This window comes from Gluconobacter kondonii, from assembly GCF_002723995.1.
GTDB lineage: Bacteria > Pseudomonadota > Alphaproteobacteria > Acetobacterales > Acetobacteraceae > Gluconobacter > Gluconobacter kondonii.
This window is the reverse complement of record NZ_BEWP01000008.1, coordinates 77920-91177: the sequence shown is the minus strand read 5'-3', so window position 1 is coordinate 91177 and position 13258 is coordinate 77920. Positions and strand designations below refer to the sequence as shown.

Below are 13258 nucleotides of genomic sequence, written 5' to 3'. Positions count from 1 at the left end.
GCAGAACTTTACGTTTCCCGGGCATCTTTTCTCTTTTGGGGAAAGATGCCTTTTTCATATCCGTACTCTTCGCCGCAATCGAACCCCTGTCTTTGTAAACCGTTGAAAACCCATCAAGACACTGAACGGAACACCCGACGCATGACCACACGGCCTGCCGCGCGCGCCTCTTCATTTCTCAAAAAACAGCGGTCCCGAGCCTCTTGCGGACGTGTTCTGGGTGTTCTTTCCGTCGCTTTCACGCTGGCCTTTGCAGGACTCGTTCCCCCCTCATCCCTTGCTGCGCCTCAGGCTACAGCCCAAACGAACACGGCCCCTTCCAAGGCTCCGTCGAAAGGCATCGGGAACGATGCGCAGTCCGATCCCGCCCTGTCCGGCCTCGGCTGGGCTGCGGTTTCCAACACCATTGCTCATCAGCTCGACGACAGCGCCACGACCCTGCGACAGGTTTTTGCCGTTCTGAACCGCAAGGACGAAAATACGGGCAACAGCGAACTCGACAGCCTGTCGTCCCGGATCCAGAAAGTTCAGCAGAACACACAGGACGCGGTCACGCAGATCCAGTCCTATGACAACATCACCGAATCTTTTCTGAAGATCCTCGGCACCAGCGCGGCGGAAAACGAAGACCCGTCTGTCACGGCACAACGGCAGCGGATACAGCAGAACGCACAGTCCGTGAAATCGGCCCTGATCCGCGCCAGACTTTATAATCTTCAGGCCCAGCAGCTCAACACGGCCATCAACGCCCGCCGGACGCAGTTGCAACACGCGGCCTTATCTGAGCATACGGTTTCACCACTGGCCCCGCGCTTCTGGAAAACCCTCCTGACCGAGCGCGCCGAAAACCACTCTTCATTTCATGAGGGCGGCGTTCTGGCGGACTGGCTCCACCTTCTGATTGGCTGCGCGATCACGTTCGCGATCATCGGGCTTAGCTCTCCGCTGACCCTGCGTTTGCTGAAACGCTGTGGCGCCCATTTCCGTCCCGCTACCGAAGACAGCGTGAAAGAAGCTCTCTCCGCCAGCATCATTGCCATTACGCTCAATGGTGCGCTGGAGGCCCTGATCGCGACCCTGACATGGTTCATCTGGGCTGCGGCAACCCTGCCCGATGGGGGCGGCCCGATTGGTGCGATCATTGGCGAGACCGTTCCTGTTTGCGGCTTTATTATCGGCGCCGGACTGCCTGTTTTTGGACGGAGCGGTGTTCTGGCGCAGGGCAATCCCGGTGAGCGTAAGGCGCTTCGGGGTGTGGACTGGATTCTAGCGATCAGCATTCTTCTTCTGGATCTGCTCCGCGCCTTTCAGGCTCAGGATGCTTTCGGCCAGACACTTCAGATCCTGCTGGAAATCGCGTTCTCCATCGCCATCGGCCTGTGTGCCGTGGATACGTTCCGCCGACTGGGCAACCAGAACGATACGCGCGGCTTCGCGCCATCCGCGCTGGGCGTATCCAGCCTGCTTCTGACGGTCACGGTCATTGCCATCCTTCTGGGCTATGTGGCCTTTGCCTTCACGCTCAATGGCTGGCTGCTGTCGCTGGGCACCGGTGTAGCCATCGTGGCACTTCTGGGTTTGTGCTGGCGCGATGTTCTGGAGCGGCTGTTTTCGGAAGGCAGTTTCTTCAGCCTCCGCCTGATGCAGCTTGGCCTTCCCCAGCCGCGCCTGTCGCAAATTGGGGTGATCCTGTCCGGGCTTGGAAATATCCTACTGCTTCTGCTGCTGTTTTCCATCGCCCAGACAGACGGCAGCTTCAGCGTCACGGATATCACGACCCGCCTCTGGCTGCTGTTCGTCGGCAACACCATTCATGGCGTGAAGATTTCTCTCGATACGGTCGTGCTGGTCATCGTGCTGGCCGTGGTGGCCTATTACGCCATCCGCCAGACCCGCAGCTGGATCAGGGACCGGTTTTTTCCCACCACCCGCCTCGATATCGGCAGCCGGACGTCGATCCTCAGCATTTTCACCTATTGCTCGTGGATTCTTGTCGGCCTCGGAATTCTGTCTATCTCTGGGGTATCCGTGCAGAACCTGACCTGGGTGGTCAGCGCCCTCTCGGTCGGTATCGGTTTTGGCCTGCAATCCATCGTGCAGAACTTCGTCTCCGGCGTTATTCTCATGGCCGAGCGGCCAGTGCGCGTTGGCGACATGGTCGAAATTGCCGGTACACGGGGCGATATCAAACGCATCAGCATCCGCGCGACCGATATCGGGCTGAGCGATGGTTCGACCATGATCGTTCCGAACTCTCAGTTCATCACGACAAGCGTCAAAAACGCCACGCTGAGCGGCGCGACAGGTACCCTCACCCTGACATTTCAGGTTCCGGTGACGACCCATCCTGAAAGGGCAAAATCCATGCTGCTGGAAGTTGCAGCGCATCGCGACGACGTGCTGGCGACACCTGCACCCAAAGTCCGGGTCAGTGCCATTACCTCAGACAGTCTGACTGTAACGCTGAGTGTCGCCATCACCTCCGCCCGGGACGCCAGCAGCGTGCAGGACGCCATTCTCTTCGATGTCTTCCGCCGGTTCCGTTCCGAAGGCGTCGCCATCACGACAGCCTGATCAAAAATACGGAGAGAGACTCCGGGAAATACTCGATTTCCGAACGGACTGACCATAATGTCAGTCCGTCCAGAGAAATCAGGATTCAGACCAATGCCGTCTCCGACACATATTCCCGGTGAAAAGTCAGGCGGACAGGTCTTTCATCTGCCTGTACGCTCCAAAACGCTCTCAAGAGCGGAAGCAGCCGCCCATCTCGCACTACCGGAACGCAGAATGAAGCTGCTGTCCCTTCTCGGCACGGGGCCTGCACACACGCAGGGCCCGGATGGCAAAATCGCGTATCGCCGCGAAGATCTGGAACTCTATCTTACGGCCCTGCACGAAAAAGCCGATATATCCGGGACGGAACTGATTCGCCGCCGGGCACAGGCGGCGCCCAGCCGTCAGCGGGCCCTGGAACTCGTGCAGATCAACAGCAAAACCGGTTTTCCTGATCCAGACCCCTTCATGATGCTGGCGACCGGCGCGGATGCCCGCCATCACGCCTGCTTTTTTATCATCAAGGTCATGGCGCTGTTCGGGCTGATCATGCTCTGCATTTCGTCAACACCGCTGCTGCGAGCGCATTTCAACTGAAAGATCGTCAGAGCCTCAGCCCTGACGATCCATCAGCATATTTGTCACGGCAGCCTTGAAGGGCAGAAGCCGGTTGGCTACCGCCAGCCCAGCTCGACGCGCCATCAGGAACGGGGCTTCGTCACGGGTATAAACGGTCGCAATGGCATTGGTGGCCGCAAAGAGCGGTGCGGTCGCCAGACGGTGCGTCCGCTCGAAACGCGACAGAACAGACGGATCACCCGCATCGCCCGGACCATCCGCAATCGCCTTGGCCAGAACTTCCTGTCCCTTGAGGCCAAGATTGAACCCGTGCGCCGTAATCGGGTGCATTCCCACCGCAGCATCTCCGATCAGGGCCAGACGCGGAGCCTGAAAGCGATGGGCGTAAACGGCCTTGAGCGGATAGACACAACGCGCACTCTCCAGCGTCATCGGCCCCATACGGCCCTGCGTGCGGGCGGTGATATCTTCACTGAACGCCTTGCCATCCAGCGCCTTGAGACGCGCGATCTCGTCCGGCTCCAGTGTCAGAACCAGCGATGAACAGGACCCCGGCCGCTCATCCGTTGCGACCGGCAGCAGAGCGATCGTCTGACCTTCATCGAACCACTGAAGCGCCGTGTTAGCATGCGGCTCGGGGTGCCGCATCCGGCAGACCATGATGTTGCGCTGGAAATCGTGCACGATCGCCCCGATCCCGGCTTCGGTCCGCAGGCGTGAAAAACGCCCATCCGCCGCCACGAGCAGATCGGCCTCAAGACGCTCGCCATCGGCCAGAACGACACCTGCCGACCGCGTATCGTGCCACGAACTGGCAATGCCTTCCCCGGCTTTGAGGTCTATACCCTGCGTTCTCGAAACCACGCGATAAAGCGCCCGGCGGATCAGATGATTCGCCACCATATGCCCCAGCGCATCAGGGCCATCGGCGGGTGCATCAAAGAGAAGTGGCGGATTTCCAGTCTTCCCGGTCTCAATCCGGGCTGTATACATCGGGCAGATGCTACCAGCGGGGATTTCATCCCATGCCCCAACGGCTTTCAGCCATTCCGAGGCATGATGTGTCAGCGCGATTTCCCGCCCGTCAAAAGGCGGATCGGCCAGCACATCCGCAGATGACCGCTCGACAAGGCAGACCTTGCGTCCGTCCCGCGCAAACGAAATGGCGGCAGCCAACCCGACCGGACCACCACCCGCGATGATAACGTCGTAACGCATCCGTTCAGCCGGCATCCGCGGCGAACTTGATGGCATCGCCCTTCCAGACCGCCATGTAATCGTCGATTTCGGGACGCTTGCGCTCATCGGAATGCTTCGCGGGCGTTCCGACGAACAGGAAACCGGCGAGACGATGCGGCTCGGGCAGCCCCAGAGCTGTTAACATAATACGGTCTTCACAGAACGGACCCGTTACCCACATACCGCCGAAACCGGATGCGTGAAGCGCGTTCAGAACATTCATCGCTCCTGCCGCCACAGCCATTTCCTGTTCGATGACCGGGATTTTTCCTTCAGGCTGAAGATGCATGCCCAGTGCGATAATCATCGGCATGTTGGAAAAGCGGTGATGACGCTTGGTCTTTTTGGCTTCAGGGGCATCGGGCTCCTGCCGCCCCATCGCTTCCACTACGAGATCGGCGAAGGCCTCGCGATGTTTGCCCTTGATCACCGTATATCGCCAGGGCCGCATTTTCCCGTGATCCGGCGCCCGCAGACCAGCGGAGAGAATGGTGCGGAGATCATCCCCCTTCGGCGGAGGCTCGACGAGATGGTCCGTCGAGGCGCGAGAGAGAAGGACGTCGAGGGGGGAATGATGATGTGCCATAATCAGGAAATATGGTCCCATCTCTCTTCCTCGCCAAGGGCAATTTCCTGACACAGCCCACTTCAAGGAAACGTGACGTGCTTTCGCACAGTTTCCTCCGGGAACACGCTTTCCCCGCTCCGGCTTTTTCTTTCTGCAAACGGACGGATTTTGCACGCATCTTAGCCGGATAGCGTGGAAATCCGCGCCATGCTGGTGTAGCAGGGAGGTCATGAACGACATCCGCCACGCCAGCCTGCATCGCGCCACCAGCGAAACCGACATCACCCTTGCCCTCACGCTCGACGGCGAAGGCCGTTCCGACGTGGACAGCGGCATCGGCTTTTTCGATCACATGCTGACGGCGCTGGCCAAACATGGCGGCTTCAACCTTGACCTGAAGGCCAAGGGAGACCTGCATATCGACGGGCATCATACTGTCGAAGATGTCGGCATCGTTTTCGGACAGGCCTTTCGTCAGGCCATCGGAGACAAGCGTGGGATCGAACGTTTCGGTCATGCGCTTGTCCCGCTGGACGAAGCCCTGTGCGAAGCCGTGGTGGATATTTCCGGCCGCCCTTATCTCGCTTGGAATGTCATCTTCCCGCGGGAGAAGATCGGCATGATGGACACGGAACTGTTCGAAGAGTTTTTCCGCGCTTTTGCCATGTCCGCCCATATTGCCCTGCATTTGACGTGCAAGGCCGGCACCAATGCGCATCATATTGCCGAAAGCGGCTTCAAGGCCGTTGCCCGCGCGCTGAAAGTTGCCGTTTCGCATGATCCGCGCTCGGCGGGCGCTATCCCTTCCACCAAAGGCGTGCTGTGAAGCTCTATATTCCCTGCACGAAGCCTGATGCTCCCGGCCCGCAGATGCCCGTGATGGTGCAGGACGGCTTTTCATGGCGCGTCCTGTTTTTCGGCTGGTTTGGTCTGCTGACCTATGGCGCGTGGATTTCCGCCCTTCTGGCTGCTGCCGTCACCATGATCGTTCTGCATGTCCTGAAAGGGTTCTGGCCCCGGCTTGATCTGGTCGTAGCCATTCACGCCGTACTCGCCAGCTTCACGGCTGAGATCCGGCTGTGGGAACAGCGCCTGAATGGCCGCGTTCCCGGTACGCCCATCGCCGCACCCAGCCGGGACATCGCGCTCCTGCGCTGGATGGACCAGCAGCAATACGCCCCTTCCTACGGCACATCTCCGGAGTTTCCATGCGCGTCGTCGTAATTGACTACAATGGCGGAAATCTCGCCTCGGCCGCACAGGCAGCCCGCAAGGCCGCGACACGCAAGGGGATCGAAGCCGACGTCGTCATTTCCCGCGACTCAGACGACATCCTCACCGCAGACCGCCTGATCCTCCCCGGTCAGGGCGCATTCGCGGACTGCGCGCAGGGCCTTGGCCCCGAACTGCGCGCCATGCTTGAAACCGCAACTTCCAATGGCACTCCGTTTCTCGGCATCTGCGTCGGCATGCAACTCATGAGCGAATATGGCCTCGAACATGGCCGCACCGAAGGGCTGGGCTGGATCTCTGGCAATATCCGCCGCATGGATGAAGCCGCCAGTGCTGGCCTGCGCCTGCCTCACATGGGCTGGAACACACTGGATTTCACACCCGGCGCGCATCTGCTGACGGACGGTCTTACACCGGGCAATCACGGCTATTTTGTTCATTCCTACGCCCTGCATGATGGCGCGGACAGCGATCTGGTCGCCACCGCGCAGTACGGCACGCAGGTTCCGGCCATCGTTGCCCGCGGGAACCGCTGCGGCACACAGTTCCACGTCGAAAAAAGCCAGGATGTCGGCCTAACCATCCTCGGCAACTTCCTGCGGTGGACTTCATGACGATCACCTGTGAACGGGTCGTCTCGTCGCTGTCGCCCGAAGATCTGGACGCCCTGATTGAGGCCACATCGGCGGGTATTCTTGACGGTGGCGGCTTCGGCTGGCTTCAGCCTCCCGGCCATCAGGCATTGGCGCGTTATTTCGAGGGCCTGCTGCTTGTGCCGGAACGCAGCCTGTATGTCGTGCGTGACAGCGGCACGATCTGCGGGGCGGGTCAGCTTGTCCGGCCGCCTGCAAGCTATGAAGCCCATGCGGCAACCGCCAACCTGACCGGATTTTTCGTGGCGCCCTATGCCCGCGGACGCGGTCTGGGACGCACACTGCTGGAAACCATGCTCAAGGGCGCAAAGGCCATTGGCTGCAAGGTTGTAAACTGCGACATCCGCGAAACGCATGTCGCCGCTATCGGGCTGTTCCGGTCATTCGAGTTCGAACACTGGGGCACGCATCCTTATTATGCACGGATCGGAGGGCAGACGGTGCGCGGACTTTTTCTCTCAAAACTTCTAGCAAACGAGAACGAGGCCGCCCGCTGGCAGTCCAGCATCACGATGCCTGACGCCAGCAGTTCCGCCTCCAGTGCGGCACCTGAACCGGAAACTTCGCCTGCGACACATGGCCTGACGCTCTACCCCGCCATCGACCTCAAGGATGGGGCCTGCGTCCGCCTGCGGCGCGGCGAAATGGAAGACGCCACCCACTACTCTGACGATCCCGGTGCCCAGGCCCGCATGTTCGCCGAAGCCGGATGCCGCCACATTCATGTCGTGGACCTGAATGGTGCTTTTGCAGGACGTTCGACTAATATTCCGGCGATTGAATCCATCGTGAAAGCCACAAGCCTTCCTGTACAGCTCGGCGGTGGCATCCGGGACATGACCGCCATCGAACGCTGGCTCGAAGCGGGCGTCTCGCGCGTCATTCTAGGTTCCGTGGCCGTCAAAGACCCCGAACTCGTCCGTCAGGCCGCCCGTGCCTTTCCGGGCCGTATCGTTGCTGGCATCGACGCCCGGCAGGGCCGCGTCGCCACCGAAGGCTGGGCAGAAGTGTCGGAACTGGAAGCCAACGATCTGGCCCTACGCATGGAAGATGCCGGCGTCGCAGCAGTGATCTTCACCGAAATCACCCGCGACGGAATGTTGGCCGGACTCGACCTCGAACAGACCGCAGACATGGCGCGCCGCCTGTCCATTCCGGTCATCGCCAGCGGCGGTGTCGGAACTCTGGAGCATCTCAAAGCCCTGCGCGACGTCGCCCGCGACGTTCCGGGCATTTCCGGCGCGATCGTCGGACGCGCGCTCTATGACGGCCGTATCGCGCTCAAAGACGCACTGGACGTTCTCGGGTCATGCTGAAACTCCGCGTTATCCCCTGCCTGGACGTCAAGGACGGTCGCGTCGTCAAAGGGGTGAACTTCGTCTCCCTGCGCGACGCGGGCGATCCGGTCGAACAGGCCAAACTTTACGACGCCGCCGGTGCCGACGAACTCACCTTTCTGGACATCACTGCCAGCGTCGAAAACCGGGACACCATTCTCGACGTCGTTCGCCGCACGGCCGAAGCCATCTGCCTGCCCCTGACCGTGGGCGGTGGTGTGCGCACCTGCGAAGACATGCGCCGTCTGCTGCTGGCCGGTGCTGACAAGTGCGCCGTCAATTCGGCTGCCATCAAGAACCCGGACCTGATCCGTGAGGCCTCCGAACGCTTCGGCAGCCAGTGCATTGTAGTCGCCATCGATGCACGCTCCAATGGTCGGGATGGATGGGAAGTCTATGCCAAAGGCGGCCGCGAGCCCACGGGACTGGACGTCGTGGAATGGGCGCGGAAAATGCAGGATCTGGGTGCGGGCGAAATCCTGCTGACCAGCATGGATCGCGACGGCACCCGCGCAGGCTTTGACCTCGATCTGCTGCGCGCGGTCTGCAATGCCGTAACTGTTCCGGTCGTTGCCTCGGGCGGCGTGGGCGAATTACAGCATTTCGTGGAGGGCGCGGAAGTTGGCGCAAGTGGCCTTCTGGCGGCAAGTGTGTTCCACTTCGGCCAGTTCCGCATCGATGAAGTCAAGAACGCGCTGAACAAGGCCGGTCTGCCGGTCAGGCTTGGAGAATAAGATCATGGGAAAACCCGCCACAAAACTGGCTCCGAAGCCCTCAAAACAGCAGGATGACAAAAAATCTGACCTCCTGCAGGAACAGATTCTCCAGCGCCTGTATGACACGGTCCAGTCCCGTCGCGGCACCGACCCGTCCCTCAGCCATTCCGCACGCCTGATGTCCCGCGGCCGCAACAAGATTGCCCAGAAATTCGGCGAAGAAGCCGTCGAATGTCTGATTGAAGCCGTCAACGGCAACCGCAAGGAACTGATCGGCGAAAGCGCGGATGTTCTGTACCACCTGATCGTCATGTGGGTGGATGCAGGCGTCTCTCCTGAAGACGTCTGGACGGAACTCAAGCGCCGCGAAGGCACCAGCGGCATCGCAGAAAAAGCTGCCCGCCCCAAGGAAAAGATTGGCTGAACAGGAGCCTGCCCATGGCATACGACCCCAACAATATCTTCGCCCGCATCCTGCGTAAGGAAATCCCTGCCCGCACGGTTTATGAAGACGATTTCGTCCTCGCCTTCCACGACATCGCCCCAAAGGCGCCTATCCACGTTCTGGTCATTCCAAAAAGCCCTTACATCTCCATCGCTGATTTCAGCGCAACAGCTTCCTCAGAAGAACTCACAGGTTTCTGGCGCGCTGTTTCAAAAATCGCAGAGGAACAGGGCCTGACCCACGAAGGCTTCCGCCTCATCAGCAATTCGGGTCCCAATTCCGGACAGGAAGTTCCTCATTTCCACGTCCATCTCTTCGGTGGCACCTTTCTAGGCGTCTAAACCCAGATTTTGCGGGCATACAATTCGTATGCCACGCCTCTGTTCAGGGTTTTAAACTGTTATCCAAAATTGTGAGACGATCATGAAAGCGTTTGGATAACTGTGTCCTACGCGAACCCAATTTTAAAATACAAAATATTACAGCACCCATCCAAGCCAACCAGATATGTCGCATTCGTTACATAAACTAAATAATTTTTCGGAAAATTAAGAAATTACGAAGAAGTATCAATAATAAATTCATGAAATAACCGAGAAGATATCAAAATAAAATTTCCATAAAGTTAAATTAACTATAAAATTAATTAAAATAGATATTATATGCAGTAATATATTGGATTACATCCTTGAAATAAGAATTCTATTCTTATCCAGATAATTAAATTTTTTATCAAAAAGATATTTAAAATATTGATGGATATTTATCGAATATTTTTACTTTATTGAAATAATAGATATCCATTACGGCACTCCATAACCATAAAATATCGTGGGAGAAGCAATAATTAATACAAAATATCACTATAAAACGTTAAATGAAACAAAACATTAACAAGAGAAATAATCAAAAACCAGTAAACGTCCCGCGCAGCGAGAGCAGATCTCTGTTTATTCCAATTCAAGGCTTCACGAATGTCTTTCTCAAGTCGGTCTTTCGCGTTTGCGCTTTCAGTTCCGTGTCTTGTGCCTGCTGTTGCTTTAGCCCAAGATTCCCAGAGCGTTTTTTCTCTTCCCTCACAATCGCTGACATCCGCACTGACGGTTTTTAGCAAACAGACAGGAATGTATGTCGCATTTGATGCCAATGTGACGAACAGTCTGCGGTCTGCCCCGCTTTATGGGAGAATGGATAACCTGAAAGCACTCCGCAAACTGCTCGGTAAGAATGCTTTCAAAATCGATGCATCAAACCCGAAGCACCTCACATTGCGTGCCACATCCTCCAAAAAGTCTACCGAATCTGAAGCAGACATGGAGGATAACCTGACGGTAAGAGGAAGCCGGCACGAACTACGGACAAAACGTAATTTTGCGGGTGTTGTTGACTCCATAACTTATGATGACGCGTCCAACCTTGGTGGGGCAACGTCTATGGCCCAGTTGCTGACGCAGCTTCCAGGTGTCACGGGCATCCGTAATGGTGACGAACCTCGTTATATCAGTGTACGCGGCGTTTCTTCCGACCTCAATCAAACAACACTGGACGGTATGACGCTGGCGAGTATCAGTGACGGCGGTAGTATTCGCAGGCGCGTCAATATGCAGAACATACCGGCTGAAATGACCGGAGAGGACGATATTTACAAGACCTTTACTGCTGAACAGGATGGAGGTGCCATCGGTGCGGTCATTAACATGAACCCTCGCAGCGCCTTTGATCATGACGGGCTTTACAAATACGTGAACGCCTACGGTATTTATAGTACCGAGAAAGGTTCAGCAGGCGCTAACCGAATACCGGGCATGTCACCGCATCTAGGACAGGGCGCTAAGGCTGTTTTCTCTGATCGATTTGGAAAAAATAAAGAATTCGGCATTATATCGTCATTCCGGTACCAAAAACGCACCCGAAACACGACCAAGAAGTGGCAAGAAGATAGTTACAATTACTATAACACTAAAGGTAAAATTCTAAGTCCAAACGATCCAAGCACCCCAGGTTGGAACGGCATGACTGCTCCCCGCTATGTTGACGGTGGAAGTTATTCCAATGATCTCAATTCCCTGGGTGGGGCCACACGCCTCGAATGGCATCCAGAAAATAGCGGATTCAGTGCATCCGTTATGGGATATGCTTATGAGAGGTGGGAAAATTCCTTCATGGAGCATAACGAATACCTGCTCGACGATACAGGTATCTGGAATCAGACCCCAACTTCAGGACGTGAATACATCTACCGTGCCCGGACGATCGGTCGAAAAGATAACTGGCGAATGAATACCGATGGTGTTCTGGGCAATCTGAGTTGGCACGACAATATCTCAACGCTGAAATTACGCGCTGGATATACATGGGAAGATTATTACAATCACGAGCCGTATGTGGCTGCCCGTGTTTATCCGAAAGAAAATGCAAAAGGCGCTGTTTTCGCCGATTATACCATCAACAGAGAAAACGTAGCCAATCTTGTCGACATTATCGACATGAACAAACTTCTCAACAGCGGCTACGCGTTCCAGACTGTTGAACAGGAAGATGATCGTGATCATGAAGGGGTTACGAACGTTCGTTTGGATTATACCCGTAACCTCAGCCCGGATTTTCACGGATTTGGATTTGCGAGCGGCTTTGAATGGCGGAGTCTGAATGCCAATAATTCATCGGATCAGCTTTGGTACAAACCCGGTGGAAACGCAGCTTCAAGCATGTTCATCCCGGATATGCAGAACCCGAACGGACCATTCTTCGACCTGGAGAATTTTCCATGGAACAAGCAGACACTTGATTCCGTCAAATCCAAAAATTACACGGAACTGGCCTATTTCCGGTATCGGGAACAGCTATTCGATGGGTATGTCTCGCTTCACTACAAGTGGCGTAATTCGCAGATTATAGCAGGTGTTCGCGCTGATTCGGTCAACTTCAATGCGCTTACTCCGGGAATTGACAGTTCCTCAAACCCAACAGGAAAGCTTGAAAAAAATAACGGGGGTTATATCAACCCACTCCCTTCTGTGACGTTCGTTCACGAGTTTCCCAAAAATCTGATTCTTCATGCTGTCTATAGTCAATCTGTCGGTCGGCCTCAGCCGACAGACCTTGCACAGGCGGCACAATATAGCTGTGGTTCTTCTCAAGATACTCAGACAGCAACCGTCAATTGTTCAATGTCTCGGGGCAATCCAAACCTGATGCCTCGCAAATCGCATAATTTCGATATTTCTCTCGATAAATTCTTTAACCGTGGAAAGGGTGTATTTAGCGTTGCTTATTTTGATAAAATTATCAAACACGATATTTACACCACCAGATCGACCGAAGTGATCAATGACGAACTCACTTATGTCACACAGCCGCGAAATGCTAACAATTCGTCGCTGATGGGTGTTGAGGTCTCGATCGTGAACCGTAATATCAAAGGTCCATGGAAACAGTCTTTTGATATTAATGCCAGCGGAGCCTGGATGCGGGGTCGGATGACCTATCAGGGCGTCAATGTTTCTTACAAACTGAAGCAACTGACCGAACAGCCCTCGTATGTTTTCAACGGCAGCGTGACATGGCACATTCCGCAAATTCGTAGTGCGGTCAAAGCCGCGTTTTCGTATTCCGCAAAGTATCTTGAAGGTCTTAATGACGATCCTACGCAGATGTACGGTTACGGATCTCAGCCAAGCCTTGATCTCGGTGCCTGGACCGATATTACAGATGATCTCCGCTTGAAATACGAAGTCTATAATCTGGCGGGATCACATACGCGGATGTATTACGGACAACATCTCGACCGCCTTGAAGCAAAAGAAGATTATGGTCGCAGCATCTACTTTGAGATGGTGTATAACTAATATCTGATTTCATCGTCAGAGTTAGAAATCTTCTACTCTGACGATGATTCCTATACAATTTCAAATTGTAAGGGGCTTTCCCCT

The 13258-nt window shown here is 55.8% G+C and carries 12 protein-coding genes; 10 read left to right on the top strand and 2 right to left on the bottom strand.

Going from position 1 to position 13258, the window contains the following annotated elements:
* Positions 1-141: 141 nt before the first annotated feature.
* Together GKO01_RS10485 and GKO01_RS10480 are read left to right on the top strand one after the other, a co-directional pair.
* Entirely contained in the window at positions 142-2574 is a 2433-nt protein-coding gene (locus tag GKO01_RS10485; protein ID WP_099287049.1) for a DUF3772 domain-containing protein, read from the top strand.
* 93 nt (positions 2575-2667) lie between these two features.
* A complete protein-coding gene (locus GKO01_RS10480) occupies positions 2668-3153 on the top strand; it encodes a hypothetical protein (RefSeq protein WP_099287048.1) in 486 nt (161 codons plus the stop codon).
* A gap of 15 nt (positions 3154-3168) precedes the next feature.
* On the opposite strand, the gene ubiM is transcribed toward GKO01_RS10480, so the two are convergent.
* Together ubiM and GKO01_RS10470 are read right to left on the bottom strand one after the other, a co-directional pair.
* Positions 3169-4353 (bottom strand): 5-demethoxyubiquinol-8 5-hydroxylase UbiM, encoded by a 1185-nt coding sequence (gene ubiM / locus GKO01_RS10475; RefSeq protein ID WP_099287102.1) that lies wholly within the window; start codon positions 4351-4353, stop codon positions 3169-3171.
* Between the two features lie 4 nt (positions 4354-4357).
* Entirely contained in the window at positions 4358-4960 is a 603-nt protein-coding gene (locus GKO01_RS10470) for a nitroreductase family protein (protein ID WP_099287101.1), read from the bottom strand.
* A gap of 211 nt (positions 4961-5171) precedes the next feature.
* On the opposite strand from GKO01_RS10470, the gene hisB reads away from it, so the two are divergent.
* The 8 genes from hisB (at position 5172) to GKO01_RS10430 (ending at position 13174) form a co-directional block, all read left to right on the top strand.
* Positions 5172-5768, top strand: a complete 597-nt coding sequence (hisB, locus tag GKO01_RS10465; RefSeq protein WP_099287047.1) for an imidazoleglycerol-phosphate dehydratase HisB — start codon at positions 5172-5174, stop codon at positions 5766-5768.
* Positions 5765-6166 (top strand): hypothetical protein, encoded by a 402-nt coding sequence (locus GKO01_RS10460; RefSeq protein ID WP_099287046.1) that lies wholly within the window; start codon positions 5765-5767, stop codon positions 6164-6166. The genes hisB and GKO01_RS10460 overlap by 4 nt, the downstream gene beginning before the upstream one ends.
* On the top strand, positions 6151-6789 hold the full coding sequence (gene hisH / locus GKO01_RS10455; protein ID WP_099287045.1) for an imidazole glycerol phosphate synthase subunit HisH: 639 nt from the start codon (positions 6151-6153) through the stop codon (positions 6787-6789). Before GKO01_RS10460 ends, hisH begins: the two co-directional genes overlap by 16 nt.
* Positions 6786-8144, top strand: coding sequence for a 1-(5-phosphoribosyl)-5-[(5-phosphoribosylamino)methylideneamino]imidazole-4-carboxamide isomerase (hisA, locus tag GKO01_RS10450; protein WP_174694287.1), 1359 nt, complete (start codon positions 6786-6788; stop codon positions 8142-8144). The genes hisH and hisA overlap by 4 nt, the downstream gene beginning before the upstream one ends.
* Positions 8138-8899, top strand: coding sequence for an imidazole glycerol phosphate synthase subunit HisF (hisF, locus tag GKO01_RS10445; protein ID WP_099287043.1), 762 nt, complete (start codon positions 8138-8140; stop codon positions 8897-8899). Before hisA ends, hisF begins: the two co-directional genes overlap by 7 nt.
* 4 nt (positions 8900-8903) lie before the next feature.
* Positions 8904-9305 (top strand): phosphoribosyl-ATP diphosphatase, encoded by a 402-nt coding sequence (locus GKO01_RS10440; protein ID WP_099287100.1) that lies wholly within the window; start codon positions 8904-8906, stop codon positions 9303-9305.
* 14 nt (positions 9306-9319) lie between these two features.
* Positions 9320-9667 carry a histidine triad nucleotide-binding protein gene (locus GKO01_RS10435; protein WP_099287042.1) on the top strand — a complete coding sequence of 116 codons (348 nt, stop codon included), beginning with the start codon at positions 9320-9322 and terminating at the stop codon, positions 9665-9667.
* A gap of 633 nt (positions 9668-10300) precedes the next feature.
* Positions 10301-13174: an outer membrane beta-barrel protein gene (locus GKO01_RS10430; protein ID WP_099287041.1), complete on the top strand. Its 2874-nt coding sequence runs from the start codon at positions 10301-10303 to the stop codon at positions 13172-13174.
* Positions 13175-13258 lie beyond the last annotated feature (84 nt).